Origin of the sequence: Actinacidiphila sp. DG2A-62 (genome assembly GCF_035825295.1) — a bacterium.
In the GTDB taxonomy this organism is placed as follows: domain Bacteria; phylum Actinomycetota; class Actinomycetes; order Streptomycetales; family Streptomycetaceae; genus Actinacidiphila.
Genome location: NZ_JAYMGI010000002.1, coordinates 150,506 through 176,566, shown reverse-complemented (window position 1 = coordinate 176,566; position 26,061 = coordinate 150,506). Strand labels below are relative to the sequence as shown.

25 protein-coding genes and 3 pseudogenes are annotated in these 26,061 nt (G+C 74.9%); 11 read left to right on the top strand and 17 right to left on the bottom strand.

The genetic code is table 11. The features are described 5' to 3' along the window. Window positions 1-59: 59 nt before the first annotated feature. Window positions 60-1,187 carry an 8-amino-7-oxononanoate synthase gene (locus VSR01_RS01245; protein ID WP_326453445.1) on the top strand — a complete coding sequence of 376 codons (1,128 nt, stop codon included), beginning with the start codon at window positions 60-62 and terminating at the stop codon, window positions 1,185-1,187. A gap of 66 nt (window positions 1,188-1,253) precedes the next feature. Here VSR01_RS01245 and VSR01_RS01240 read toward each other — a convergent pair whose 3' ends face one another. Then, complete coding sequence (locus tag VSR01_RS01240) at window positions 1,254-1,571, bottom strand: DUF397 domain-containing protein (protein WP_326447431.1); 318 nt, start codon at window positions 1,569-1,571, stop codon at window positions 1,254-1,256. A gap of 12 nt (window positions 1,572-1,583) precedes the next feature. Next, window positions 1,584-2,453, bottom strand: a complete 870-nt coding sequence (locus tag VSR01_RS01235; RefSeq protein WP_326447430.1) for a helix-turn-helix domain-containing protein — start codon at window positions 2,451-2,453, stop codon at window positions 1,584-1,586. 251 nt (window positions 2,454-2,704) lie between these two features. Between VSR01_RS01235 and VSR01_RS01230 the strand changes: the two genes are divergently transcribed. Beyond that, entirely contained in the window at window positions 2,705-3,133 is a 429-nt protein-coding gene (locus tag VSR01_RS01230) for an ATP-binding protein (RefSeq protein ID WP_326447429.1), read from the top strand. Between the two features lie 66 nt (window positions 3,134-3,199). On the opposite strand, the gene VSR01_RS01225 is transcribed toward VSR01_RS01230, so the two are convergent. The 3 genes from VSR01_RS01225 to VSR01_RS01215 form a co-directional block, all read right to left on the bottom strand. After that, window positions 3,200-3,643 (bottom strand): C40 family peptidase, encoded by a 444-nt coding sequence (locus VSR01_RS01225; protein WP_326447428.1) that lies wholly within the window; start codon window positions 3,641-3,643, stop codon window positions 3,200-3,202. A 735-nt stretch (window positions 3,644-4,378) separates the two neighbouring features. Continuing rightward, window positions 4,379-4,699: a hypothetical protein gene (locus tag VSR01_RS01220; RefSeq protein WP_326447427.1), complete on the bottom strand. Its 321-nt coding sequence runs from the start codon at window positions 4,697-4,699 to the stop codon at window positions 4,379-4,381. A 6-nt stretch (window positions 4,700-4,705) separates the two neighbouring features. Next, the gene (locus VSR01_RS01215) at window positions 4,706-5,341 is read right to left on the bottom strand and encodes an ATP-dependent Clp protease proteolytic subunit (protein WP_326447426.1); all 636 of its coding nucleotides are present in this window, start codon (window positions 5,339-5,341) and stop codon (window positions 4,706-4,708) included. A gap of 59 nt (window positions 5,342-5,400) precedes the next feature. Between VSR01_RS01215 and VSR01_RS01210 the strand changes: the two genes are divergently transcribed. Next, complete coding sequence (locus VSR01_RS01210) at window positions 5,401-5,706, top strand: type II toxin-antitoxin system Phd/YefM family antitoxin (protein WP_326447425.1); 306 nt, start codon at window positions 5,401-5,403, stop codon at window positions 5,704-5,706. Window positions 5,707-5,911: 205 nt separating this feature from the next. Beyond that, a complete protein-coding gene (locus VSR01_RS01205) occupies window positions 5,912-7,579 on the top strand; it encodes an alpha/beta hydrolase (protein WP_442785386.1) in 1,668 nt (555 codons plus the stop codon). A gap of 45 nt (window positions 7,580-7,624) precedes the next feature. Here VSR01_RS01205 and VSR01_RS01200 read toward each other — a convergent pair. The 6 genes and pseudogenes from VSR01_RS01200 to VSR01_RS01175 all read right to left on the bottom strand — a co-directional run bounded on the left by VSR01_RS01200 (window position 7,625) and on the right by VSR01_RS01175 (window position 14,121). Next, a pseudogene (locus tag VSR01_RS01200) lies at window positions 7,625-8,670 on the bottom strand (NAD-dependent epimerase/dehydratase family protein). A 171-nt stretch (window positions 8,671-8,841) separates the two neighbouring features. Continuing rightward, entirely contained in the window at window positions 8,842-9,552 is a 711-nt protein-coding gene (locus VSR01_RS01195; protein WP_326453443.1) for a lysophospholipid acyltransferase family protein, read from the bottom strand. Window positions 9,553-9,669: 117 nt separating this feature from the next. Continuing rightward, window positions 9,670-10,638 (bottom strand): cytochrome c oxidase assembly protein, encoded by a 969-nt coding sequence (locus tag VSR01_RS01190; RefSeq protein WP_326447424.1) that lies wholly within the window; start codon window positions 10,636-10,638, stop codon window positions 9,670-9,672. Window positions 10,639-10,810: 172 nt separating this feature from the next. Beyond that, on the bottom strand, window positions 10,811-11,836 hold the full coding sequence (locus VSR01_RS01185) for a 6-phosphofructokinase (RefSeq protein ID WP_326447423.1): 1,026 nt from the start codon (window positions 11,834-11,836) through the stop codon (window positions 10,811-10,813). Window positions 11,837-12,062: 226 nt separating this feature from the next. Beyond that, window positions 12,063-12,791: a type 1 glutamine amidotransferase gene (locus tag VSR01_RS01180; RefSeq protein ID WP_326447422.1), complete on the bottom strand. Its 729-nt coding sequence runs from the start codon at window positions 12,789-12,791 to the stop codon at window positions 12,063-12,065. Window positions 12,792-12,882: 91 nt separating this feature from the next. Beyond that, on the bottom strand, window positions 12,883-14,121 hold the full coding sequence (locus VSR01_RS01175; RefSeq protein ID WP_326447421.1) for a Mur ligase family protein: 1,239 nt from the start codon (window positions 14,119-14,121) through the stop codon (window positions 12,883-12,885). Window positions 14,122-14,386: 265 nt separating this feature from the next. Here VSR01_RS01175 and def point away from each other — a divergent pair, with 265 nt between their 5' ends. Beyond that, window positions 14,387-14,932 (top strand): peptide deformylase, encoded by a 546-nt coding sequence (gene def, locus VSR01_RS01170; RefSeq protein WP_326447420.1) that lies wholly within the window; start codon window positions 14,387-14,389, stop codon window positions 14,930-14,932. Window positions 14,933-14,978: 46 nt separating this feature from the next. Here def and VSR01_RS01165 read toward each other — a convergent pair whose 3' ends face one another. Next, window positions 14,979-15,626, bottom strand: coding sequence for a TetR family transcriptional regulator (locus VSR01_RS01165; RefSeq protein WP_326447419.1), 648 nt, complete (start codon window positions 15,624-15,626; stop codon window positions 14,979-14,981). Between the two features lie 323 nt (window positions 15,627-15,949). On the opposite strand from VSR01_RS01165, the gene VSR01_RS01160 reads away from it, so the two are divergent. Then, the gene (locus VSR01_RS01160) at window positions 15,950-17,188 is read left to right on the top strand and encodes an acyl-CoA dehydrogenase family protein (RefSeq protein WP_326447418.1); all 1,239 of its coding nucleotides are present in this window, start codon (window positions 15,950-15,952) and stop codon (window positions 17,186-17,188) included. A gap of 76 nt (window positions 17,189-17,264) precedes the next feature. On the opposite strand, the gene VSR01_RS01155 is transcribed toward VSR01_RS01160, so the two are convergent. Together VSR01_RS01155 and VSR01_RS01150 are read right to left on the bottom strand one after the other, a co-directional pair. Next, a complete protein-coding gene (locus VSR01_RS01155; protein WP_326447417.1) occupies window positions 17,265-17,408 on the bottom strand; it encodes a hypothetical protein in 144 nt (47 codons plus the stop codon). Window positions 17,409-17,582: 174 nt separating this feature from the next. Continuing rightward, window positions 17,583-19,702: pseudogene (locus VSR01_RS01150) on the bottom strand (FUSC family protein). Window positions 19,703-19,932: 230 nt separating this feature from the next. Here VSR01_RS01150 and VSR01_RS01145 point away from each other — a divergent pair. Together VSR01_RS01145 and VSR01_RS01140 are read left to right on the top strand one after the other, a co-directional pair. Further along, window positions 19,933-20,061, top strand: coding sequence for a hypothetical protein (locus VSR01_RS01145; protein ID WP_326447416.1), 129 nt, complete (start codon window positions 19,933-19,935; stop codon window positions 20,059-20,061). Between the two features lie 100 nt (window positions 20,062-20,161). Next, window positions 20,162-20,776 carry a winged helix-turn-helix domain-containing protein gene (locus VSR01_RS01140; RefSeq protein ID WP_326447415.1) on the top strand — a complete coding sequence of 205 codons (615 nt, stop codon included), beginning with the start codon at window positions 20,162-20,164 and terminating at the stop codon, window positions 20,774-20,776. A gap of 48 nt (window positions 20,777-20,824) precedes the next feature. On the opposite strand, the gene VSR01_RS01135 is transcribed toward VSR01_RS01140, so the two are convergent. Continuing rightward, window positions 20,825-21,289 (bottom strand): universal stress protein, encoded by a 465-nt coding sequence (locus VSR01_RS01135; RefSeq protein WP_326447414.1) that lies wholly within the window; start codon window positions 21,287-21,289, stop codon window positions 20,825-20,827. Between the two features lie 281 nt (window positions 21,290-21,570). Here VSR01_RS01135 and VSR01_RS01130 point away from each other — a divergent pair, with 281 nt between their 5' ends. The 3 genes from VSR01_RS01130 to VSR01_RS01120 all read left to right on the top strand — a co-directional run bounded on the left by VSR01_RS01130 (window position 21,571) and on the right by VSR01_RS01120 (window position 23,670). Then, complete coding sequence (locus tag VSR01_RS01130) at window positions 21,571-22,170, top strand: SRPBCC family protein (protein ID WP_326447413.1); 600 nt, start codon at window positions 21,571-21,573, stop codon at window positions 22,168-22,170. Window positions 22,171-22,312: 142 nt separating this feature from the next. Continuing rightward, window positions 22,313-22,840 carry a GNAT family N-acetyltransferase gene (locus VSR01_RS01125; RefSeq protein ID WP_326447412.1) on the top strand — a complete coding sequence of 176 codons (528 nt, stop codon included), beginning with the start codon at window positions 22,313-22,315 and terminating at the stop codon, window positions 22,838-22,840. 92 nt (window positions 22,841-22,932) lie between these two features. Continuing rightward, the gene (locus tag VSR01_RS01120) at window positions 22,933-23,670 is read left to right on the top strand and encodes a L,D-transpeptidase family protein (RefSeq protein WP_442785629.1); all 738 of its coding nucleotides are present in this window, start codon (window positions 22,933-22,935) and stop codon (window positions 23,668-23,670) included. Here VSR01_RS01120 and sigJ read toward each other — a convergent pair. Together sigJ and VSR01_RS01110 are read right to left on the bottom strand one after the other, a co-directional pair. Continuing rightward, window positions 23,664-24,610: pseudogene (gene sigJ / locus VSR01_RS01115) on the bottom strand (RNA polymerase sigma factor SigJ). The gene VSR01_RS01120 and the pseudogene sigJ overlap by 7 nt on opposite strands. A 217-nt stretch (window positions 24,611-24,827) precedes the next feature. Next, the gene (locus VSR01_RS01110; protein ID WP_326447411.1) at window positions 24,828-25,937 is read right to left on the bottom strand and encodes a baeRF3 domain-containing protein; all 1,110 of its coding nucleotides are present in this window, start codon (window positions 25,935-25,937) and stop codon (window positions 24,828-24,830) included. Window positions 25,938-26,061: the final 124 nt, after the last annotated feature.

Genomic DNA, 26,061 nt, shown 5'->3' with positions numbered 1-26,061 from the left:
CGCCGACCCCCGCCGCCGCCCCCGCCCCCGCCGCCGCGCCGGCCGGGCCCTTCGCGTGGCTGGCCGACCGGGACGCCGCACGCCGCGCGGCCGGCCTGAACCGGACGCTGCGCCCGCGCCCCGCCGACTCGCCGCTGCTGGACCTGGCGGGCAACGACTACCTGGGCCTGAGCCGCCACCCCGAGGTCGCCCGGGCCGGCGCCGACGCCTGCCTGCGGTGGGGCGCCGGGTCCACCGGCTCCCGGCTGGTCACCGGCAGCACCGAGCTGCACGCGGAACTGGAGGCGGAACTCGCCGACTTCACCGGCTTCGACGCCGCGCTCGTCCTGGCCTCCGGCTACGCAGCGAACCTCGCCGCGGTCACCGCCCTCACCGGGCCCGGCATGCTGGTGGTCTCCGACGCCTTCAACCACGCCTCGCTGATCGACGGCTGCCGGCTGTCCCGGGCCGCCACCGAGGTGGTCCCGCACGCCGACCCCGAGGCCGTGCGCAAGGCGCTGGACGCGCACCGCGGCGGCCCGGCGGTGGTGGCCGGTGAGTCGGTGTACTCGGTGGACGGCGACGCCGCTCCGCTGGCCGGGATCGCCGCCGCCTGCCGCGACCACGGCGCCGCGCTGCTGGTGGACGACGCGCACGGACTCGGCGTGGTCGGCGACGGCGGCCGGGGCGCGCCGCGGGCCGCCGGGCTGGCCGGCGCGCCGGACGTGGTGGCGACCGCCACCTTGTCCAAGGCGCTGGGCGCGCAGGGCGGTGTGGTGTTCGGCCCCGCGGCCGTGATCGAGCACCTGGTGAACGCCGCCCGCACCTTCGTCTTCGACACCGGGCTCGCGCCCGCGGCGGCCGGCGCCGCCCTCGCGGCGCTGCGGCTGCTGCGCCGCGAGCCCGAACGCGCCGAGCGGGCCCGGGAGACGGCCCGCTCCTTCCACCGCCGGCTGACCGAAGCGGGTCTGGACGCGACCGCGCCCGACGCCTGTGTGGTGTCGGTGCGGGCGCCCTCGCCGAACAGCGCGGTGGAATGGGCGGCGGACTGCCGCGCCGACGGTCTCGCGGTCGGCTGCTTCCGGCCGCCGTCCGTGCCGGACGGGGTCTCGCGGCTGCGGCTGACCGCCAACTCCGAGCTGACGCCGGCCCAGGTGGCCGCCGCCGTCGAGGTGATCGTGCGCCGCGCGCCCGCGGGCGCGCGGTGAATCCGGACAGCGGCCGCCGGCCCGCGGCGGACCCGGCGGGGCGCGGGCGCGCGGTGACCGCGGCGGCTACGGGCGGGCGGTGAGCGCGGCGCCGTCCCGGCCGCAGACGGCCCGCACGAACGATGTCCACGCGTCGGGGGAGAAGCCGAGCACCGGGCCGAGCGGGTCCTTGGAGTCGCGCACCGCCAGCCGTCCCGGCTCCAACGGTGCGGTCTCCACGCAGTTGTTGGCGGCCGTGCTGTAACTGCTGCGCCGCCACACGGCCGTGGGCAGCGCGGCCCCGGTGAGCGCGGTGCCCGTGTGCGCCGTGCCGGCCGGGACCGTCCCCGCGGGCTCCGCCCCCGACGCGATCGGGTCGGAAAGGAAACGGGACGTCGACGCCATGAAAACCTCCAACTATGCGCAGCGCGCGGCGGGCAGCTCCTTACGGATGGCCGTGATCATAGCCGTCGATTCCTCGCGCGGAAGTGCCCGGGCACTCAATCTGGTGAAGGCGGCGGCGTACGCGGCGACGTCTTCTTTCCGATCCACGTAAAGACTGCTGGTCAAATGGTCGACGACGACCACATCGAGATCGGAGGTGCGCGGAAAGGAGAACATGACGAAAGAATTCGTCACCCCCATGTGGCCGCCGGCGGAGAACGGCAGCACCTGCAGCCGCACATGGGGGAGTTCGGCCACCTCCAGGAGGTGGCGCAGCTGGCCGTCCATCACCTCCCGGCCGCCGACGCCGCGCCGCAGCACCGCCTCGTCCAGCACCGCCCACAGCTCCAGCGGCGGGTCCTGGCGCAGCACCGCCTGCCGCGCGGTGCGCACCTCCACCAGCGAGTCCACCGCCCGGCGGTCCAGGTGCGGCATCACGTCGCGGGTGAGCGCGCGGGCGTAGCGCGGGGTCTGCAGCAGCCCGGGGACCACGCTGTTCTCCAGCGAGCGGGCCTGCACCGCGCCGGTCTCCAGGCTGATGAAGTCCCGGTACTCCACGGGCAGTACGTCCCGGAAGTCGTGCCACCAGCCGCGGCTGCTGCCGCGGCCGGCGAGGGTGGCCAGCAGGTCGCGCAGCGCCCGGTCGCGCACCCCGTACACGTCGAGCAGCAGCATCACGTCCTCCGCCGTGGCGGTGCTGCGGCCGGTCTCGATACGACTCACCTTCGACTGGTGCCAGCCGGCTCGCCGCGCGGCCTGGCCGCTGGTCAGCCCGGCCAGATCGCGCAGCCTGCGCAACTCCTCGCCGAGTCTGCGCCGCCGTACGGCGGGGACTCGTTCCATGCTGATTCGCCCCTCCTGCTGTTCCCCGGGTGGTGCCGCCGCGATACGCCATTGTGCCGAGCGAATGCGTATCCACGTAGCAGAGTTCACTGATTTGAGGGACAGATATATGCATTGCTCGGTGAACAGTCCGTAATGGCGGCACGATGGAGGCACTCCGGTGCGGACCGCACGCTCGCAGACATGTCCGCGGTGCGCCTCACGGGTGCTCGCGCCGGTCCGGTCACGGCGGGAAAGGGAACAGCGTCGCCATGGCAGATCTCCAGGAAGCCTCCATCACCCTGCCGAGCGATCCCGCGTCGGTGACGACGGCCCGTAGCCACGTGTGCGACCTGCTGGTGACGTGGGGGCTGCCGCCGGACTCCCCGGCGGTGGACTCGGTCCGGCTGATCGTGTCGGAGCTGGCCACCAACGCGGTGCTGCACACCTCCGGGATGTCGCCGACCTTCACCGTGGACGTGCGGCTGGAGCGCTCCGAGGAGCTGCACATCGGCGTCACGGACAGTCACCCCCGCCGGCCGCAGCGGCTGCCGGCCGCGGTCCGCCAGGACAACGGCCGCGGGATGGTGATCGTCCGCCACCTCACCCGCGAGTCCGGCGGCCGGCTGGAGGTCACGCCCACCGAGGACGGCGGCAAGACGGTGTGGATCATGATCCCGTGGGCGGTCCCGGTGCTCTGAGCGGGGTCGCGGCCACGTCGGCCGCAGCGGCGGTCGGCTCGCCGCGGACGTCGGCCGCCGCACCCGTCAGCCGACGCGCCCGTACCAGACGCTCCTGGTCCAGATCTTCTCCAGCCGCACCCGCGCGCCCGTCTTCGGCGCGTGCCAGATGCGGCCGCTGCCCGCGTAGATGCCGACGTGGTAGACCGAGGAGCCGGACGAGCCGCTGTGGAAGAACACCAGGTCGCCGACCCTGCGGGAGCCCGCGGTGATGTGCCGGGTGGTGTTGTACTGGGCCGCCGCGGTGCGCGGCAGCTTCCGGCCGGCCCGCTTGTACGAGTAGAGCGTCAGCCCCGAGCAGTCGAAGCGGGACGGCCCGGTCGCACCCCACTGGTAGGGCGAGCCCTTCTTGGAGGCCGCCACCTTCAGCGCCTTGGCGGCGAGGGTGGCGGCCTGCGCGGGCTGGGCGCCGCCGGGCAGCAGCGTGGGGACGGCCACGGCCGCGGCGGTGAGCACCGACGCCGCCCCCATCCGGGACAGCCTGGTGCGCGCGGTGCGGCCGGCGCCCGGAGAGGGGGCGGCGGGCGCGGAGGACGCTGGAGGCGCGGAGGACGCGGCGGACACTGAAAATGCGGAAGACGCGGAAGGCGCCGCCGAGGACCGGCCGGGCGCCGCAGAGGATGAGCGGTGGAGCGCGGACATGCGCAACCCTTCGTCGTCAGCCTGCGAAGGATGACCTGTCGGGTTCGAGCAGGCGAAGATGCCCGGCCGCGCACAGCGGCTTCACCCCAAGGGGCGGTCCGGACGGCAGATCGCCGCCCGGACCCCGCCCCGTCGTGCTGGGTCCTCCGCTCCCGCCGTTGCACTCGTGTCGACCGGTCATCCGCGCGGCGGCGGGATTGGGCGTCCGCGTGGACCGCCCCGCCACGGCGGCGGGGGCTTGTCGTCACCACGGATCGTTACGCACCGGACGGCCCGATGCGGCGCTGAAATCGCGTCGTGTGAGCCTCGTCACCTTTCACCTATCAGGATGAACGAGCCGCCGCGCGCCCTTTCCGAGCGGCTCGCACGCGGCCCTGACCAGCGCAGAGACCGGGGCCGACGGCGAGGTCCAGGCGACACGCGCAACTGCGGGCCGATGTGCGGACCGTGTTTTCATACGCCCAACGGAATGAGCAACTCGCGCCGCGTGTCGCGCGTGTCGGCTGCGCAGCGTCACGTACGCCGGCACGCACGGCAGCTGAGGAGGTTTCAGCCGGCGGCGGCTCAGCGATCCCCCGGTCCGGCGGGCGCCGCCGGGGTCACCGCGACGCGCCCGGACCGCCGTTCGCCGTCCAGCACCCTCAGCGCCCGCCCCAGCGTGGCCGGGTGCATCTCGGTCTCGCCGCGCATGTGCATGACGGTCAGCGCCTCCTTGAGCGCCACCGCCCGCCCGACCAGCGCCTGGGCGGCCCGCAGCGCCGCGTAGGTGTCGGTCGTGCGCGAGGGGTTGATGCGGCCGAGCAGGTCGACGACCTCCAGATAGCAGTCGACGACCTCGCCCTCCGACCTGGTCAGGGCGGGCAGCGGCGGCAGTTCAGCGGTCATCGGGGCTCACCGCAGGCCGTACGGGGCGGTGTTGCCCTTGCGGCTGGTGGTCAGCCGGTCCACCAGGCCGTAGCCTACGGCCGCTTCGGCGTCGAAGAGCTTGTCCCGCTCGATGTCGGTCCTGATCCGCTCCACGTCCTGGCCGGTGTGCCGGCTCAGCAGCGTCTCCAACTGCTCGCGGGTGCGCAGCATTTCGGCGGCCTGGATCTCCAGGTCCGAGGTGTCGCCCCGGACCGCCTCGGACAGCGAGGGCTGGTGGATCAGCACCCGCGCCCCCGGCGTGATCATCCGCTTGCCCGCGGCCCCCGCGGCGAGCAGCACCGCCGCCGCCGAGGCGGCCTGCCCGATGCACACCGTCGCCACGTCGCAGGTGACGAACTGCATCGTGTCGTAGATCGCGGTCATCGCCGAGAACGATCCGCCGGGGGAGTTCACGTAGAGGTGGATGTCCTGCTCGGGGGCGGCGCTCTCCAGGTGGATGAGCTGCGCCATCACGTCGTTCGCCGAGGTGTCGTCGATCGGCGTGCCGAGGAAGACGATCCGCTCCTGCAGCAGCTTGGAGTACGGGTCCATGGTCCGCACGCCGTTGCTGCTGCGCTCGGTGAACTCGGGCAGGACGTAGCGGGCTGTCGGTCGGATCATCGCGCACACCTCCGTCTGATCAAAATGTACAGGACGTACATCTCGTTATGATGGGGAGCATGACCCATGACGTCCCGGTGACACAAGCGCGAGCCGAGCTCGCCGACCTCATCAACCGCGTCGTCTACGGCGGTGAGCAGGTGGTCCTGACCCGGCACGGCAAGCCCCTGGTCGCCCTGGTCTCCGCCGCTGACCTGCAACGACTGCGCGACCTCGACGCGGCCGACGAGGAGCAGGTGATCAGCACGGTCTCCACCGTCGGGAGCCTGCCGTCCGCCACGGGCGAACGCCGGCGGTTCGGCATCGCCGCCGAGCACCGCGACCCGGCCGCCGGCGGCCGGCGCGACGGCGCACCGGGCGCCTGACGCCGAAGCGCGCCCGCGGGGGAGGGGCGCGCCCGGGGAGGAACGGCGCGCGGCGCTGCCGGCGCTGAGGGGCCGTCACCCCGACGTGACGGGGAATCACCCGCGCGGACCGTTCACCGCGCCTCCGCAGGGGAAAGGATGGGCACCTCGGCACTGTCGTCCGCCGCGGCCTCGCCGCGCGGCTTCCCAGGGGGTGTTCCACAGCGTGCGACGCACGATCGTCCTCGTCTCCGGCGGCGTCCTGCTCGCCGCTGCGCTCACCACCGCGCCCGCGGCCGGTGCGCGGATCGCGCCCCCGCCGCGGCCGGACGCGGTGGAAGCCCCGGGGCCCGCGACAGTCCCGGGGTCCGCGGGAGTCCCGGGGCCCGCGGGCGTGCCGGAGTCCGTGGACGTCCCGGAGTCCGTCGGCGTGGTGATCGCCGCGAGGAACGCCGCGCGCCGCGGCATCGACTGGGCCGCGTGTCCCGAGGGCTGGGGGCTCGCCGCGCCCGTGCAGTGCGGCCGGGTGACCGTGCCGGTCGACTACGCCCGGCCGTTCGGCGCGAGCATCGAGCTCGCCGTCGACCGCGCGCTCAGCACCGGGACGCCCGAGGAGCACCAGGGCGCGCTGGTGTACAACCCCGGTGGTCCCGGCGGCTCCGGGCTGCGCTTCCCGGTGCGCAGCACCACCGGCGCCGCGCTGTGGACGAAGACCGCGAAGGCGTACGACTTCGTCGGGTTCGACCCGCGCGGCGTGGGTCACTCCGCGCCGATCTCCTGTCAGGACCCGCGGGAGTTCGCCAGGACGCCCAAGGCGGACCCGGTGCCGGGCGGCGAGGCCGACAAGCAGGCGCACCGCCGGGCCGCCCGCGCGTACGCGGCGGGATGCCTGCGCCGCACCGGCGCCGCCGTGCTCTCCCAGATGACCACCCCCAACGCCGCCCGCGACCTGGACGTCCTGCGGGCCGCACTCGGCGAGCGCGGGCTCACCTACCTCGGCGTGTCCTACGGCACCTACCTCGGCGCGGTCTACGCCGACCTGTTCCCCACCCACCTGCGACGCATGGTCGTGGACAGCGTCGTCGACCCGTCCCCCGACCGGATCTGGTACCGCGACAACCTGGACCAGGACGTCGCGTTCGAGACCCGCTGGACCGACTGGGAGACCTGGGTCGCCCGGTACGACGGCGTCTACCACCTCGGCGCCACCGTCCCCGCCGTGCAGGCGAGGTGGCAGCGGCTGCGCGCGGCGGCCGGGGCGCACCCGATCGGCGGCGCCGTCGGACCGGCCGAACTCATCGGCTTCTTCCAGAACGCGCCCTACTACGACACCGCGTGGGCCGCGGTCGCCCGGGTCTGGAGCCGCTACGCGGCGGGCGACACCCAGGCGCTGGTGGACGCCGCCGCCCCCGACCCGTCCGACACCGCGGGCGAGGCGAGCGCGGAGAACGCCGGCGCCGTGTACACCGCCGTGGAGTGCACCGACGCGCGGTGGCCGGCCGACTGGCGCACCTGGGACCGCGACAACACCACGCTGAACGCCAGCCACCCCTTCATGACCTGGCCCAACGCCTGGCTGAACCTGCCGTGCGCCACCTGGCCGGTGCCGCAGCGCACCCCCGTCGACGTCCGCAGCCACCCGGGCCTGCCACCGGTGCTCATCGTCCAGAGCACCCGCGACGCCGCGACCCCCTACCCCGGCGCGCTCGCCCTCCACCACAGGCTCGCCGGATCACGGCTGGTCACCGAGCGGCACGCCGGCTCGCACGGCGTCACCAACCTGGTCAACCCCTGCGTCAACGACCGCGTGGACGCCTACCTGCTCACCGGCACGCTCGACGCGCACGACGTGGTCTGCGGCCCGCACGCCGCCCCCGCGCCGACCGCGCCCTGACCCGTCGGGACGCCCGTCGGCGCGGCTGAGCGGCGGCGCCCCCGCTCAGCCCGCCCGGGTGGCCAGCCAGGCGTCCTCCGCGGCGTAGTCGAACCAGCCGCCGCCCGCGTCGCTGAGCCCGGCGAGCTTCGGGAACAGGGTGCGCCACCGCTCGTGCGCCCGCTCCCGCAGCAGCCGGTCCACCGTGTCCGGCAGCGCCTGCTCGTACGTCGTCACCGCCCGGTAGCCCAACTCCCGCTCGGCCGCGGACATGTCGAGCACCATCGGATACCGCAGCGCCCACGGGTGCTCGCCGACGCCCGGGCCGGCGGCGGACCCTCCACCAGTACCTGCTCGGACCGCGCGCCCAGCACCGCGTCGACCGCCGCGGCGATCTCGGCCACGGTCGGCGCCGCCGGGTCGCCGGCGTTCAGCACCCGCGCACCGGGCCTGCGCGCCGCCAGCCGCACCAGCTCGGCGATGTTCGCGACGTGCACGGGCTGGAAGCGGCTGGCGCCGGAGTACGGCAGCACCCGCACCGGACGGCCGTCCAACGCCCGCTTGACGAAGTACAGTTCGCGCGGCAGCGGGCTGAAAGGACCGTGGATCGCGCTCGCCCGCAGCAGCGTCGACGGCAACCGGTCCCCGGCGGCGAGCAGTTCGCGTTCCAGCTCCACCTTGCGGGTGCCGTAGGTCTGCGGGCCCGGCGCGACCGTGCCGAGCGTCTCGGGCAGCGGCACCGGGTAGCGCGGCTGCGTCTCCGGATCGTCCTGGGTGTCGAAGCCGTGCCCCCGCTCGTCCACGTAGACCGCGGCGCTGGAGACCACCACCGCCGACCCGATCCGGTCGGCGAGGGAGAGCAACTGGCGGGCGTGGCCCGCGTCGTAGGCCACGCAGTCCAGCAGCACGTCGCAGCCGTCGCCGAGCGCGGCGGGCAGGGCCGCGGTGTCGGCGCGGTCCACCCGCACCGCGCGCACACCCTCCGGCCAGTCGGGGTCGGTCCCGCCGCCGCGCGAGGCCGCCGTCACCGCCCATCCGTCCGCGGCGAGCGCACGCACCGCCTGCCGTCCGATCTGTCCTGAAGCGCCGATCACGAACGCGGTTCCTGTCATGCCGCCGACGCTATGGGCGGCGACAGGGCCGCGACCAGAAAGGTTCGCCGAGCGCGGATTACGCCGAGGGCCCATTCCCGGCCGCGGGCCCCTGCCGCCCCCCGCCCAGCCGCTGTCGCCCCCGCCCAGCCGCTGCCGCCGGCCCGTCAGCCGGCGCCGCCGGCCGGCCCCTCAGCCCTTGCGCCGCAGCCGCGCGACCGGGCCGGGCTGCGCCTGCTCGGCCTTCACGTCGCCGGCGTACCGGTCGACGTACTCCTGTCCCGACATGGCCATGATCTCGTACATGATCTCGTCGGTCACCGAGCGGACCGCGGCCCGCTGGTCCATGCCGGAGAACCGGGTGAAGTCCAGCGGCCTGCCGAAGCGGATGGTGACCCGGCCGATGCGCGGCACCACCCGGCCCGGCGGCTGCAGCTCGAACGTGCCGACCATCGCGCACGGGATCACCGGCACACCGGCCCGCAGCGCCATCACGGCCACACCGGTCCTGCCGCGGTAGAGCCGCCCGTCGTGCGAGCGGGTGCCCTCGGGATAGATGCCGAGCAGCTCGCCGCGGCGCAGCACGCCCAGCCCGGCCTCGATCGCCGACTGCGACGCCTTGCCGCCCGAGCGGTCCACCGGAATCTGGCCGACGGCGCGGAAGAAGGCCGCGGTCAGCCGTCCCTTCAGGCCCGGCCCGGTGAAGTACTCCGCCTTGGCCAGGAAGGTGATGCGGCGCGGCAGGATGGTCGGCATCAGGAAGTGGTCGGAGAACGACAGGTGGTTGCCCGCCACGATCGCCGCGCCGGACTCCGGGATGTTCTTCATGCCCTCGATGCGCGGCCGGAACAGCAGCCTGAGCAGCGGCCCGAGGAACACGTACTTGAGCAACCGGTAGAACACGGCGGCTGAGTCCTCCTGCGGCACGGCCCGGTCCCCGCGACCCGGGGCGTCCCGGCAGAGTAGTGCCCCGCCGGACCCGGTGACCAGGCCCTCACGCCGGCCGCGGCCGGCGCCGCGTCAGCCGCGGCCGCCGCGGGCCTGGAGGGAGGCCAGGTACGCGTTGTACGCCACCAGCTCCGCGTCGCCGTCGCGGTCCGCCGCCCGGTCCTTGCGGCGGGCCTGCCGCTGCTCGGAGGTGTACCACTGGAAGAGCAGCGCCACCAGCACGATCACCGACGGCACCTCGCTGAACGCCCACGCGATGCCGCCCGCCGCGGTCTGGTCGCCCAGCGCGTCGATGCCGAGCGACGCCGGCGGGTTCTTGAATGTGGAGACCATCGGCTCGCTCGCCATCATCAGCGCGATGCCGAAGAACGCGTGGAACGGCATGCCGGCGAACAGCTCCAGCATCCGCATCACGTACCCCGGCCGGTGCGGACCCGGGTCGACGCCCATGATCGGCCAGAAGAAGACCAGCCCCACCGCCAGGAAGTGCACCATCATCGCGATGTGCCCGGCCCGGCTGCCCATCAGCGTGTCGAACAGCGGGGTGAAGTACAGCCCGTACAGGCTCGCGATGAACAGCGGGATGGTGAAGGCCGGATGCGTCACCACGCGCAGGTACCTGCTGTGCAGCACCTTCACCAGCAGCTCGCGCGGTCCGGTGCGCCCGCCGCCCGCGGCCGGCAGCGCGCGCAGCGCCAGCGTCACCGGGGCGCCCAGCAGCAGCAGGATCGGGGAGAGCATGCTGATGATCATGTGCTGCACCATGTGCACGCTGAACTGGACCATGCCGTAGTCGTTCAGCCGGGTGCACATCGTCACCGCGACCGTCAGCACGCCGGCGGTGAAGGCGACGGTGCGCCCGGGCGACCAGCGGTCGCCGCGCCGCCGCAGCCGCAGCACCCCCCAGCCGTAGAGCACCAGCGCGAGCACGCAGCCGACCAGGAAGAACGGGTCGCCACCGGTGAAGGCCAGCCCCTGGCCGAGAGTGAAGGGCGGCAGGTCCATGGGCATGCCGGGCATGCCGTGTCCGCCGTGTTCCATCTGCCGCTCCTTCACCAGACGTGCCCGAACCAGAGTAGGACCGCCGCCTCGCCGGTCCTGCGGCGGGGGCGGTCCCACGGCTCGCGCGACGCCCGGGCCGCGGGCGGCGGGGGCCTCGGGCGGCGGGGCCTCGGCCGGCCGGAGCAGCGGCGACCGGCTCAGCCCACGGCGGTCAGAGCACGCACTCGGCCTCGGTGTAGCGCTCGGCCGGCACCGTCTTCAGGTGCTCCACCGCCTCCGACAGCGGCACCAGCGTGATGTCGGTGCCGCGCAGCGCGGTCATCATGCCGAAACGGCCGCCGTGCACCGCCTCGACCGCGTGCCAGCCGAAGCGGGTGGCGAGCACCCTGTCATACGCGGTCGGGGTGCCGCCGCGCTGGACGTGGCCGAGGATGACCGGCCGGGCCTCCTTGCCCAGGCGCTCCTCCAGCTCCACGGACAGCTGGTTGGCGACGCCGGAGAAGCGCTCGTGGCCGTACACGTCGGTCTCGCCGGAGGTGAAGTCCATCGTGCCCTCGCGCGGCTTGGCGCCCTCGGAGACCACGACGATCGCGAACTTCTTGCCCGCCTCGAAGCGCTTGCCGACCACCGAGGTCAGTTCCTCGATGTCGAAGGGGCGTTCCGGCACCACGATGGCGTGCGCGCCGGCCGCCATGCCCGAGTGCAGCGCGATCCAGCCGGTGTGCCTGCCCATGACCTCCACGATCAGCACCCGCTGGTGCGACTCCGCGGTGGTCTTCAGCCGGTCCAGCGCCTCGGTGGCGACCGTCACCGCGGTGTCGAAGCCGAAGGTCACGTCGGTCGAGGCGATGTCGTTGTCGATCGTCTTGGGCACACCGACTATCGGCAGCCCGGCGTCCGACAGCAGCCGCGCCGCCTTGAGCGTGCCCTCGCCGCCGATCGGGATGATCGCGTCCAGGCCCAGGTCGGCGACGTGCCCCCTGGCCTGCTCCACGCCGCCGCGCAGATGCGCCGGCTGGACCCGGGAGGAGCCGAGGATGGTGCCGCCGCGGGCCAGGATGCCGCTCACCGCGTCGAGGTCCAGTTTGCGGTAGTCGCACTCGAGCAGGCCCTTCCACCCGTCGTGGAAGCCGATGACCTCGTCCCCGTGGTCCACGACGGCGCGGTGCACCACGGACCGGATGACGGCGTTGAGTCCGGGGCAGTCGCCGCCGCTGGTCAGCACACCAATACGCATTGCTCTCGCTACTCCTGCACCTCGACCGGGCGGCCGGACCCCGTCGTCCGGATGGAACCCGGCCAGCTTACCGAGCCCGCCTGCCACGCCTCCACGCCGACCGGACTGCGGACACCTGACGATTACCCGAACTCCAGGCTACGGGCACGCAGCGTCACCGGTCACGCGCGCCCCGAACGTCCGTCAGGTCCGTGGGAACACCGGCCCGTGCGGCGGCCGGCGGGGGTCAGGAGGGCTGCGCCGCCGCCGCGATCCGCTCCGCGCGCAGCGCGTCGTACCACTGGTCGTCGACCGGGGGCAGCGCGTTGACGTCCAGCGCGAGCTTGATCAGCATGTCGGCGATGTGCGGGTTGCGGGCCATCACCGGGCCGTGCATGTACGTGCCGAAGACCGTGTCGTTGAACGCGCCCTCGGTGCCGTCCCCGGTGCCGTTGCCACGGCCGACGCGCAGCCGGGCGAACGGCCGGGCGGCGGGGCCGACGTGGGTGACGCCCTGGTGGTTCTCGAAGCCGGTCAGCGGCGGCAGGCCGAGCCGCGGGTCGATGTCGGCCAGCACGTCGCCCACGCAGCGCTCGCCCTCGCCGCGCACGCTCACCACGTCCAGCAGGCCCAGGCCCGGCTCCGGCCGGCCGAGGTCGTTGACGAACTCGTGGCCGAGGATCTGGTAGCCGGCGCAGACCGAGAAGACGATCGCCCCGTTGGCCACCGCCCGGCTCAACCCGCCGTCGCGGCGCAGCCGTTCGGCCGCGAGCCGCTGCGGCCGGTCCTCGCCGCCGCCGATCAGGTAGATGTCCCCGGAGGTCGGGATCTGCTGGTCGGAGCGGACGTCGACCCGCGAGACCGGCACCCGGCGCTGCAGCGCCCGCCGCTCCACCACCAGCGCGTTGCCCTGGTCGCCGTAGGTGCTCAGCAGGTCGGGGTAGACCCACACCAGGCGCAGGCTGGACTCACTCATGCGTGCTTCTCCTCACGGCTTCCGCCGCTGTCCGGGCCGGCCGTCGGGCCGGGGCGATCGGGCCGTCCGCTTCGGTCCGGCCGGGTCCGGTTCAGTTGCCGACCTTGCGGCGCAGGTCCTGGAAGGCGGTGTAGTTGGCGATCGACTCGATCCGGCCGGGCGGCGCCGAGCGGACCGCCTCCTCCAGGCCGGCGCAGACCATGAACTGCAGGCCGGCCACCTCCAGCCGGACCGCCAGGTCCAGCTTGCGGTCGCCGATCACCAGGATCGGGTGACCGGCCAGCCGGGTGTAGTCCACGTCCCACAGCCAGGAGGTGTCGGTGCCGTCGGCGCCGCGCGCGTTCACCGACAGCAGCACCGGCGCCGGCGGCCCGTCGATCAGCGAGAACGTCTCCAGCCAGCCCGCCGGGTTCTTCGCCAGCAGCAGCCGCAGGTCGCGGCCCTGGTACGACACCACGTCGTACCGCCCGGCCACGGCCTGCACCTTGTACATCCGCTCCAGGGCGACCTTGGGCTCCACGCCGAAGGACGCCGCGACCGCCGCGGAGACCGCCGCGTTGGACTTGTTGGCGCGGCCGGGCAGCTGCAGGTGGATCGGCCAGGCGGCGCCGTACGGGTCGATGACGTGGTCGCCGGACAGCGCCCAGGTGGGGGTGGGGCGGCGGAAGCCGCACTCGGCGCAGAACCAGTCGTCGGACGGCCGCTGGAGCACGCCGCCGCAGGACGGGCAGGACCAGGCGTCGTCCTTCCACTCCTGACCGGCCGCCACCCACACCACGGTCGGGCTGGAGGAGGCCGCCCAGACGATCAGCGGGTCGTCCGCGTTGGCGACGACGATCGCCTCGACGCCGGCCAGGCCCTCGCGCCACTTCTCCGCCAGCATGCGGGTCTCGGCGGCGCGGTCGAGCTGGTCGCGGGAGAGGTTGAGCAGGGCGATGGCCTTGGGCGCCACGTCGCGGGCGACGCCGGCGAGGTACTTCTCGTCGACCTCGATCACGCCGAAGCGGGCGTCCGAGCCGCCGGCCAGGGCCGAGGTGATGCCGGCCGGCATGTTGGCGCCCAGCGCGTTGGAGACCACCGGGCCGCCGGCCCGCAGCGCCTCGGCGATCAGCCGGGTGGTGGTCGTCTTGCCGTTGGTGGCCGACACCAGCACCACGTCGAGGTGCCGGGCGAGCCGCGCCAGCAGGTCGGGGTCGAACCTGAGGGCGATCTTGCCGCCGATCACCGATCCGCTTCCCTTGCCGGCCGCACGCGACACCGCCGCCGCGGCCTTGCCCGCCGTCACGGCCAGCTTGGCCCGCGGCGACAGCGGCTCCGAGTTGCCTGCCATCGTCCTACTTCCTCCTCGACTCCGACCGCGCGCCGCTGACCAGGCGGGCGGCCGGTACTCCGCCCCCGCGGGCCGCCGGCGCGGCCGAGCAAGTGCCGGTCGTGCCCAGCCTATCGAGTCCCGGCCCGCATCCCGCACCTCACCGCCCCGGTACCGCCCGGGCGCGTCCGGGCGGGCGCGGTCGGCGGCCCCCGCGCCGAGGACGTCCGCCGCCGCCACCGCTCTGGTCGCCGCGCCGCGCGCGGCACCCCTTACGCTGTCGGCCATGCGACGCGGCACCATTCCCGGCAGCACCGGCACGGTCCGCCGGGTGCGGCTGCTCGGCGACCCGGCGCTGCGCACCGCGTGCCCGCCCGCGCGGGAGTTCGGCGCGCCGCTGGCCCGCCTGGTGGAGGACATGTTCGCCACCATGTACGCGGCCTCCGGCGTCGGCCTGGCCGCCAACCAGATCGGCGTACCGCTGCGGGTCCTGGTCTACGACTGCCCGGACGACGAGGACCGCCGCCACCTCGGCCACCTGGTCAACCCGCGGCTGGTGCACACCGGCGGCCCCGAGGTCACCGGCCCCGAGGGCTGCCTGTCGCTGCCGGGCCTGGAGTACGGCACCCGGCGGCCGGACGAGACCGTGCTGGAGGGCGTCGACCTGCTCGGCAACCCGGTCCGGGTCGCCGGCACGGGCTTCTTCGCCCGCTGCCTCCAGCACGAGTACGACCACCTGGAGGGCGGCCTGTACACCGACCGGCTGCGCGGCGTCCGGCGCGCCCGCGCCCTGCGGGCCGGCCGCCGGGTCGCCGGCGCGTCCGGCGGGTGAGGCGGGGCCGCGGCCCCTCGCAGGGCCCGGTCACGGCCCCGCGCGGTCACAACCCCTGGCTGCCGGCCATGTCGTCGGCCTCCGCGAGCATCCCCCACAGCAGGCCGGTCAGGCTGCGGACCAGCTGGTCACGGGTGCACGGGCGTTCGCCCAGCCACCAGTCGCCGGCCGCGTACATCATGCCGACGATGCCGTGGCCCCAGATCCGGGCCCGCAGCCGGCTGTCCTCGCCGAGGTCGAGGCGCTCGGCGATGACGTCGCCGAGGTCCTCGCCCATCCGGCGCAGCAGCGGCACGGACTGCCGGCCCACGTCGAAGCCCTTCTCGCCGTCGGCGGGCGGCGTCTCCGCCGGGTGCATCAGGAAGCGGTAGACCTGCGGCCGGGCCTCGATCGCCGACAGGTAGGCGTGCAGCGTCGCCTCGACCCGGTCGCGGCGGTCGCCGGGGGAGTCCAGCGCGGTGCGCAGGGTGGCCAGCAGCGCGTCGGTGTGCCGCTTGGCGAGTGCCCGATACAGGCCGCTCTTGTCGCCGAAGTGCCGGTAGAGGATCGGCTTGGTGATGCCGGCCTCGGCGGCGATGGCGTTCATCGACGCCTCGGGGCCGTCCCGCAGCACCACCCGGTCGGCGGCTTCGAGCAGTTCGCGGCGCCGCCGCTCGCTGGCGCTCCGCTGCTGCTCGCGCTGGCCGGTCTCCACCCGCGTCTCCCCTGATCGTCTCGACACCGCCGTCACGGCCGCTCCGGTCCCCGTGCCCCCTGGGCTGGGCCGTTCGCGGGCCGCCGACCCGCGCAACGTAACATCCCGCCGTGCCGGGGCCGTCGGCGCGGGGAGTGCCTGGGGCGCCCGGGACCCCCGGGACCGAGGGTATGGGTGCGGCGTGGCGCCGGCAGCAGGGCGACGGGGGTGGCGGCGCCGTGCCCCGGCGGCGGGCGGGGAGGGGGCGCCTGCGGGAGTTGACATGGCTTACCGGACGGTAACAGACTGCTGTTACCGCAAGTAACCAGCACGTGGAGGGGACGATGGGCGACTTCACGCTCGAACTCAACGACGACCAGCAGTCCGTGCGCGAGTGGATCCACGGCTTCGCCGCCGACGTGATGCGCCCGGCCGCCGCCGAGTGGGACGAGCGCGAGGAGACCCCCTGGCCCATCATCCAGGAGGCCGCCAAGATAGGCCTGTACTCGCTGGACTTCTACGCCCAGCAGTTCTTCGACCCCACCGGCCTCGGCATCCCGATGACGATGGAGGAGCTGTTCTGGGGCGACGCGGGCATCGCGCTGTCCATCGTCGGCACCGGGCTCGCCGCGGTCGGCGTGCTGTCCAACGGCACCGAGGAGCAGATCGGCACCTGGGTCCCGCAGATGTACGGCGACGCCGACGACGTGAAGCTCGCCGCCTTCTGCTCCTCCGAGCCCGACGCCGGCTCCGACGTCGCCGCGATGCGCACCCGCGCGGTCTACGACGAGGCCAAGGACGAGTGGGTGATCAACGGCACCAAGACCTGGGCCACCAACGGCGGCATCGCCAACGTCCACGTCGTGGTCGCCTCGGTCGACCCGGAACTGGGCTCGCGCGGCCACGCCTCGTTCATCGTGCCGCCGGGCACCCCGGGGCTGTCCCAGGGGCAGAAGTTCAAGAAGCACGGCATCCGCGCCTCGCACACCGCCGAGGTGGTGCTGGACGACGTGCGGGTCCCCGGCGACTGCCTGCTCGGCGGCAAGGACAAGCTGGACGAGCGGCTGGCCAGGGTCCGCGAGCGGGCCCGCTCGGGCGGCGCCGAGGGACGCGAGCGGATCAAGAACGCCGCGATGGCCACCTTCGAGGCGTCCCGCCCGGCGGTCGGCGCGATGGCCGTCGGCACCGCCCGCGCCGCCTACGAGTACGCGCTGGAGTACGCCAAGGGCCGCGAGCAGTTCGGCCGGCCGATCATCGACAACCAGGGCGTGGCCTTCCAGCTCGCCGACATGCGCACGCAGATCGACGCGGCCCGGCTGCTGGTGTGGCGCGCGTCCTGGATGGCCACCGCGGGCCGGCCGTTCACCTCGGCGGAGGGCTCGATGTCCAAGCTCTTCGCCAGCGAGACCGCCAAGAAGGTCACCGCCCAGGCGATCCAGATCCTCGGCGGCAACGGCTACACCCGCGAGTACCCGGTGGAGCGGATGCACCGGGACAGCGCCATCTACACGATCTTCGAGGGCACCAGCGAGATCCAGCGCCTGGTCATCGCCCGCACCCTGTCCGGGCTGCCGATCCGCTGACGGCCCGTGCCCCGCCGGCCGGCCGGCGGGGCACGTCGCCGCCCGCGGGCACGCGGGACGTGCCGGGGGAGGGCGGTCAGTCGTTGTTGCTGTAGCCGCGCAGCACGAACCACGCGATCAGCACGACGCCGACGACCGAGGCGACAATGAGGGTCCGCATCACCGGGCCGGGGCCCGCGGACCCGCTGACCGCGAGGTTCAGCAGCTGATGGGTGTGCATGGCGCTCCTTGGGGGCCTGTCCGGCGGGGGCCCGTCGGGCTCGGTCGACCAGCGTAGTCCCGCCCCGGGGCCGCACGCCCCACCGGGTCGCCCCTCGCGGCGTCGGCCCGACGCTCCGCGGATCGGCCCCGGGGCCGCGGCCCGATCCCGACCCGGGCCCGGCCCGCGCCCGGCTCAGCCAGGGGGCCGCGGGGGCCCGCCCGCCGGGTGTCTGCGCCCCAGCGACCTCGGCCGCAGCGCCTCGGCCAGCTCGTCCAGCGTCTGGGCCAGCAGCTCGGCGCCGCGTCGTGCGATCCGCTCCTCGCCGGAGGCCGGCTTCCAGTCCTCGACCACCTGGCGCAGCGGCTCCCAGGTCGGCGCCCGCCGGTCGCGGACCGCCGCGGACGCCGCCGCGGTGGTCTCGCGCAGCGCCCGCGCGAACGCCGCCGCGTCCGGCGACGGCGGCGCGTCCCGGGCCGGCAGGTGCGCCTCCAGCAGCAGCCCGATCCGGCCGAGCGCCGACAGCGCGGCATCGGCGTCGCGCACCGCGGTCCGCGACAGGCCGCGGTGCCTGACCGGCTCGGCGTCCGCGCGGAACACCGCCTGGTCCCAGGTCGCCCCGGCCGCCCGCACGTCCAGCAGCGCGGTGCGCACCGCCCTCGGCCGCCGCCGCGCCGGGTCCGCGTACGCCTCCATCACCGCCGCGGCGTACCCCGCGGTCGCGTTTAGCCACTCCGTCAGCCGCTCCCGCAGCCGGGGCGTCTCCCACGCCGGGAACAGCGCGTAGGCGATCATCGCCAGCACCCCGCCGAGCAGCGTCAGCAGCACCCGGTCGCGGACCGTCTGCTCCAACTGCGTGCCGCCCATGCCCAGCAGGAAGACCACATAGCCGCCGACGCACGCCTGGGCCACCACGTATCCAGTGCGCAGCAGCAGGTACATCAGCCCCACGCACACCACGGCCAGCGCCGCCGAGGCGTACGTCCCGGGGTGCGCCAGCCGGATTACGCCGGTGGCCACCGCGACGCCCACGAGCGTGCCGGCGAACCGCGCCACCCCGCGCTCGTAGGTCTGGGTGAAGTCCGGGCGCATCACCATCACCGACGCCATCGGCGCCCAGTAGCCGTGGCCCAGCGGCAGCGCCGAGCCCAGCAGGTAACCGACCGCGGCCACCGCCGACAACCGCACCGCGTGCCGCATCACCGGCGACTCCCAGCGCGACTGACGGCGCACCGCCCGCCAGGCCAGCGGGACCAGTTCGCGCGGCGAGGGCCGCAGCAGGTGCGCGGAGCCGGTGCTGTCGGCCGGTCCCGAACCGTCCGCCCGCTCCACCGCGGCGGCCAGCAGCGAGGCCAGCCGGGTCGCCGACCGGCCGGCCGCGCCGGTCGGCTCGACCTCCGGCTCCGGCCCGCGCAGCAGCTCCCGGCCCGCCTCGGGCGCCTTGACCCGGGTGCCGTGCCGGATCGCGCGCGCCACCGCGTCCAGCACCTCCGCGGCGACCGCGAGCACCTCCCGCACCCGGTCGCGCTGCGGGCCCTCGGCGGGCGCTCCCATCCTCGGGTCGGCCACCGAGGCGAGCACCGGGCGGATGCGCTCGGCCAGCGCCCGGTTGCCGTGCAGCTCCTCGGCAGGCGGCGGGCCAGCCACGGCGAGACCACCGCGGCGCTGCGCGCGGTCATCAGCGGCACCGGGTCGAAGGGCGCCACCGGATCGTGCCGCAGCAGGCGCGCGAAGTCCGCCTCCGCGGCGAACGCGTCGGCCAGCGCGTCGCGCTGCCGCCCCCAGCGCCGCACCGGGAACAGCACGATGAGCAGCGCCTGCACCACCCCGCCGACCGCGACCAGCGCCGCGTGGTGCAGCGCGCTGAGCGCCGAGGTGGGCAGCGTCACCACGACGAGCATCACGGCCACCGTCAGCGAGGCGACCATCCCGGTGGTCGGCCCCAGCGCCCAGGCCAGTCCCGCGCCGAAGGCCCACACCGTCAGCAGCAACACGAACAGCACCAGGTGCGAGGCGGCCAGATACCCCAGGAAGGTGCTCACCGCGAGCCCGGCCGCGGCGGCGAGCGCCAGCACCGGCCGGGGCCGCCAGCTGCGCTGCAGTGTCGCCACCCCGGCGGCGAACGCGCCGAACGCCGACGACGCGGCCACCGGCGGCGACCACAGCCACAGCGACAGCGCGATCACCGCCGCCACACCGGCCGCGGTGCGCAGCGCGATCAGCGGCTCCAGCCGGGCCCGTTCCACCCGCAGCCCGGAGCGGCCGGTCGAGCGCAGCGCGCGCCACCACCTCGCGCTCCCCACCGCCGGCGCCATCCGCCGCATGACCTCTCCGCCGTCCGTCGCCGTCCGCCTGCCCCGCGTACGCCATTGTCCTGTGCGGCCCGGGGCGCGCCGTGACCGGCCCGCCGGAGGTCGGCACGCGGGCGCCCGCGCCTCCCGCGCCTCCCGCGCCGTCAGCCGCCCACCGCCGCGCGGCCGATCGGCCGCCGCGGACATCGCCGTCCCCCTCACACCGGCGGCCCTGGGTCTGCTTCAATAGGGGCATGGCCAGCATGAGCAGCTCCGGGACGGGTCGTAACGACCTCGAACCCTTCTGGCCGTCCCGGCAGGAGCACCACTTCGACCGCTGGTGTTGCCGCGCGATCCCCGCGCGGACCCGCGTCGGCCGCTGACCCCTGCCGCATCCGGCTTTTTCGGCCGCTGCCGTCAGCACCCCCGGTCCCGCGCAATACGGCGTCCTCCCCGACCCCTTCGCGCGAAAGAGCCGAACCCATGCCGAACGTCTCCTCGTTCCACCCCTCCCCGTATCCCGCCCGCCCCGCACCGGCAGCCGCCGGGCAGGGCGCCGCCGCCGCGGCGCACCGGCAGCGGCTGCGCGCGGTGCGGCCCGACGAGGTCCCGCCCGCCCCGGACTTCCTGCCGCCCGGCGCCACCTGGCTGCCCGCGCCCGGACACGTGCTGCCCGCGACCGCCGGCGGCACCCCGATGGTCGGCTACCTGGTGCTCGTGCCCGCGGAGGCCGACCCGGCCGGCGCCGCTCCCGCGACCCCCGCCGCGCCGTACACCGCACCGGAGCCCGCCGACAGCGCCCAGTCCCCGGTCCGGATCGACGCCGAGCGCCGCACCGCGCTCGTCGACGGCCGGCAACTCGACCTCACCTACCTGGAGTTCGAGCTGCTCGCGCACCTGGTCGCGCACCCGCACCGGGTGCACTCGCGCGACCAGCTGGTGACCACGGTGTGGGGCTACGGCCACGTCGGCGACGGCCGCACCGTGGACGTCCACATCGCACGGCTGCGCCGCAAGCTGGGCGCGGAGCACCGCGGCAGCATCGTCACCGTGCGCCGGGTCGGCTACAAGTACGCCCCCGCGGCGACGGCGGGCTGACCGCGCCCCGGCCGGGACGGCCGGCCCGGCGCAGCCGGCCGCGGCCGGTCACGGCACCACCGTGACCGGCCAGCGGCCCGCCTTCACCAGCCGCACCGCGACCGAGCCGACGAACCGGTGGCCGGCCCGCTCCGAGGCGCCGACCACCACCGCGTCCGCTTTGAGCTGGTCGGCCGCCATCGCCATGCCGTTGTACGGGTCGCCGCGGAAGGTGTGGAACTCCCAGCGCACCTGGAAGGCGCCGCGCAGCCGCTCCACCTGCTGCCGTATCTCGGCGAGCAGCTGTTCGGCGATCCCGGTGTCGGCCTCGGAGACCGGCACCCCGAGCGCGGCTCCGCCGGCCAGATAGGGCTGCACGTACACGAGGGCGAGCAGGGCGTGCTGGCGGCGCGCCAGCCCCGCCGCGTACGCCGCCGCGCGCCAGGACGACTCGGAGCCGTCCAGCCCCGCCACGATCACCTTGGGTCCGTCCGTACCGCGCTCGAAACGTGCGGGCACCTGCTGTTCCTCCACGCGGCAAGGCTATCGGCCGGGGTGCCCGCCGCCCATCCCCGGACCGGGATCGCGGCGTGTCCGATGCCGTCCCGGCGGACGAGCCGGACACGGTGCGTTCTCACCCGAACGGCCTCATTGCCACGACATGTGCACTTTTGCGGGGCACGCTTTGGGAGAGGAGTGAAGCAGGCGGCTCTCCCGCGCGGCGCACGCACCGCCGAATCCGGCACCCGGATCGCCATCGGCGCGCGCCCGCGCACCCGAGCAGCCGCCCACGCCGCTACCGGGGAGGTTTCGTGATGCCGAGCATCGCCGTGAACGTGTTCGTGCAGAGGCCGGCCGCCGAGGTCTTCGACTTTCTCGCCGACGCCCGCAATCTCGCCCTGTGGAGTTCCGGCGTCACCTCCGTCGATCCGGGTTTCGTGGCGCCCGGCGCGGGCGCGGAGTACCGCTACCGCTATCCGGGTCGCCGCCGGCCGCACCGGCTGGTGTGCTCCGACTACGAGCCCTGCCGGCGGATAGCCTTCCGCGGACAGCGGATGTGGAGCCCGCTGGGCACCCAGGTGCCGCTCTACACCTTCGACCTGCTGCCGCACGCCGGCGGCACCCTGGTCCGGCTGTCGGTCACCAGCTCGCTGAGTGCCGCGCTGCTGCTGCTCGCCCCCGTCGTCGCCATGGCCTGGCGGCGCGACCTGCCGACCGACGGCGGCAAGCTCCGCGAGGTGCTCGGCGGCGCCCGCCCCGCCCTCGCGCCCGCGTCGCAGCCCCTGTCCGCGCAGCCCGCCGCGGCCCCCTCGGGCGCCGCCGCGGCACCTTCCCCACCTTCCGCACCCGTGGTGTCCGCGGCCACCGCCATGCGGACCGCGTCCGCGCCGCACGGCTACGACTACGCTCATTGAGTGTTAAACTAAAGATGTGAAGGCGTGGTGAAGCCGCCCTTCCCGCTCGCCGCCCTTCCCGCTCGCCGCCCCGGCCAGGTCCCCCCGTCCCGGCCGGGGCTTCTGCGTGTCCGCTGTCAGTGCCCCGCCGTACGGTGGCGCCATGAACGAGACATCCCCGGGCGCGGCCCCGCCGATCGTGCTCAGACCCTGGTCGGACGGCGACCTGGCGCTGCTGCGCCGCACCAACGCCCCCGAGATGACCGCGTTCCTCGGCGGCCCCGAGAGCGAGGAGAAGCTCGCCGAGCGGCACGAGCGCTATCTGCGCCTGGACGGCGACGGCGGGCGGATGTACGCCGTCGTGCTCGCCGCCACCGGCGAGGCGGCCGGTTCCATCGGCTTCTGGAGCCGCACCTGGCACGACCAGGAGGTGTACGAGACCGGCTGGGGCGTGCTGCCGCAGTTCCAGGGGCGGGGCATCGCGGCCGCGGCCGCCCGCGCCGTCGTCGCCGCGGCGCGGCAGCAGCACGGCAGGCGCTGGCTGCACGCCTTCCCCGAGGTCGGCCACGCCGCCTCCAACGCCGTCTGCCGCAAAGCCGGTTTCACGCTCGTGGGGGAGTGCGCCTTCGAGTACCCCAAGGGCACGATGATCAGGTCGAACGACTGGCGCACCGACCTGGAGGCCCTGTGACCGCCGCCCCGCCCGCGCACCCGCGCCGCACTCGTGACCGCGACGCCCGCACCCGCGGCGGCGGCCGGTCCCGTACCCGGCGCGGCCGCGCACTGGCCGCCGCCACCGCGCTGTCGCTCGGCGCGGCCCTCGCCCTGGCCGGCGCCGCCCCGGCCGGCGCGCAGAACCGCGTCGCGGCCCCGGTGGTGCGGCTGCCCGCCGCGCTCCCGCTGCCCGGCCTGCTCGCCGACACCGGCGGCGGCACCCAGCTGATCACCGCCGTCGCACCGTCCACCACGGCGACGACCGGCACCCTGATGTGGTGGGAGCGCACCGCCGCCGGCTGGCGCGCCGTCGGCAGCGCGCCCGCCCGCTTCGGCGCGCACGGCCTGGCCGACGGCGCGACCCGCGTCCAGGGCACGCAGACCACGCCCACCGGTCTGTACGGACTGCCCTTCGCCTTCGGCAACGCCGCCGCGCCGAGCGGCACCACGCTGCCGTACCGCAAGGTCACCGCCGGCTCCTGGTGGTGCGAGGACACCCGCTCGACCTCCTACAACCGGTGGACCAGCCCGCTGCCCGCCGACTGCCGCGCCTCGGAGTCCGAGCAGCTCGCCCACTACCCGGTGCAGTACGCCCACGCCGTCGTCATCGACTTCAACTACGCCCACCCGGTCAAGGGCCGCGGCGCCGGCATCTTCCTGCACGTCAACGGCAGCGGCGCGACCGCTGGCTGCGTCTCGGTGCCGGCCGACGCGCTGAACCGCGTCATGGCGTGGCTGCGGCCCGCCGCGGCGCCGCACATCGCCATCGGCACCAGCGGCGGTCCCACCGCCGTCACCCGCTACTGATCCGCCGGGGCGTCGTCGGCCGGCCGCACCCCCGAAAGCTTGTCCGGGTTGACGATCATGTAGACGTCCGTCACCTGGTCGCTGTCCGCGTCCACGTCCACCACCATCACCGCGTACGGCGCACCCTCGGCGAAGACCACCGCCGAGGGGTCGCCGTTGACGTACCGGAAACGGATGTCCAGCGAGCCCGGCGCCCGGTTGGCGGCGTAGCCGGTGAGCATCCGCGCGACCTTCTCCCGGCCCCGCACCGGGTGCACCGCCGCGCGCGCGTTGCCGCCGCCGTCCGTCCGCATCGTGACGTCCGGCGCCAGCAGGCTCATCAGCCCGGCCAGGTCCCCGCCGAGCGCCGCGGCGAGGAACCGCTCGGTCACCTGCCGTCTCACCCGGGCGTCGGCCCGGAACCGCGGCCGCCTGGCCTGCACGTGCTCCCGCGCGCGGTGCGCCAGCTGCCGCACCGCGGCGGGGCTGCGGCCGAGGACGTCGGCGATCTCGGTGTGGGCGTAGCCGAAGACCTCGTGCAGCACGAAGACCGCGCGCTCCAGCGGGGTGAGCGTCTCCAGCACCACCAGCAGCGCCATCGACACCGACTCCCGCGCAGCGCCGGGCCGACCGGGTCTGCGGCCGCCGCGGCCGTCGCCGGGTCGTCGTGGGTGACCAGCGGCTCCGGCAGCCACGGGCCCACGTACGTCTCGCGCCGTCGGCTGATCGCCGCCCGCCGGGACAGCGCCTGGTTCACCGCGATCCGCACCAGGTACGCCCGCGGGTGGGCGATCTGCGCCGCGTCGGCGCGCCCGCTGCGCGCGGACCACGCCAGCCAGGTCTCCTGCAGCACGTCCTCGGTGTCCGAGACCGTGCCCAGCATGTTGTAGACCACCGAGAACAACAGCTCCCGGTAGCCGGTGAACACCTCGGTCGCCCGCTGCAGACCGTCGTCGCCCACCGCCGTGGCGCCCGCGCCGGCCGCGTCCGTGTCGCGCGCCCCGCCCGTGCCCACCTCGCCCGTGCCCACCTCGCCCGTGCCGACCTCGCCCGTGCCGACCTCACCCATGTCGCCCCTCCCGCTCCGCCTCACCCACCCAGGAGCCGCAGGACCCCCGCAGGCGTGACATCCTCCCGAAAAACGCGCGGGGCCGCGTGTCACCCGGAGTCGTGCGGTGTCAGAACCGCAGCACCGCCGCGATGCGCCCCGCGTCCGCGAGGACGCCGTCCGGCACGAAGTGCACGCGCGCGCCGGTGTCGAGCCCCTGCTCGGCGATCTCGTCGAGGATGTCGTCGCGCGCCCCGCGCTCGCCCGGCGCGGCCGGGACCAGGTGCTCGCCGTCCTCGCGCACCGTCGTGCGGTAGCCGTCCTCGATGGCCACCAGCGCCGCCCGGCCCTCGGACACGCAAGCCCACACCTCGTCCACGCCGCCGGCGAAGGCTCTGCGGCCGCGCGCCCGGTCCAGGTCCGCCAGCACCTCGGCCACGGTCCGCTCGTCCCGCTCCCGGTCGGCCTCCCGCACCACCCGCGCCAGCGCCTGCCCCGGACCCTGCGCGAGGCCGCCCTGCGTGACCCGCGAGACCGCGGTCGCCACGACGCCGTCGGCCTCGTCGAGCGCGGCGAGCGCGGCCGACTCGCCGACGACGTACAGCGGGCGCGGGTCCGCGGCCAGCACCGTGCCGGTCGCCTCGGCCACCTCCCGCAGGAAGCGCCGGGTCTCCTCGTCGTTGAACGTGCTCGGGGTGTCCCCGATCCGCTCCTGCCGCTCAGGATCGAAGTCCAGCGCGGGCCGGCGCAGCGGGAAGAGCCCGTCGTCCGCCTGCTCCGGCGCGTGCGTGCGGCTGCCGCTCCACAGGGTGGCGCACTCGGAGTCCACCGCGAGCACCCAGTACGGCTGCTCGGCGGCGTGCGCGGCGACCAGGTTGCGGGTCAGGAAGGTCTGCGCGAGCAGCACCCGCGCCGGCACCGAGCGGCCGAGCGACCACACCTGGTGCTCGCCGGGCGCGGCGAAGATCGCGAGGCCGTCCTCGGCGTGCACCAGGTCGACCTCGCCCATTGCGAGGTCCAACTGCTTGATCACGTCGATCCGGTCGTCCCGGTTGACCTCCGGGTCGGAGTGGACGGCCTCCTTCGCCTCCTCCAGCAGGTTGCGCAGGCGTACGGCGTCCTGCGCGTTCTCGGGCTCGCGCCGGTGGGTGGGCAGCAGGACCGACACGGCCGGGTACTTGCGCGGGCGGCGCAGGTCGGCGAGGACGGCGGGGGTCAGCGGCTGGTGGGTGGTCGGCATGGGCGGACCTCTCCGGACGATCTCAGTCGTCTTGTCCCTACCTGGATATATCAATTCGGCGACATCCGCAGCCGCAACCCGTCCCCACCTGGACCGCCGCCCTTCGCGCAGCTCGCCCCGACGC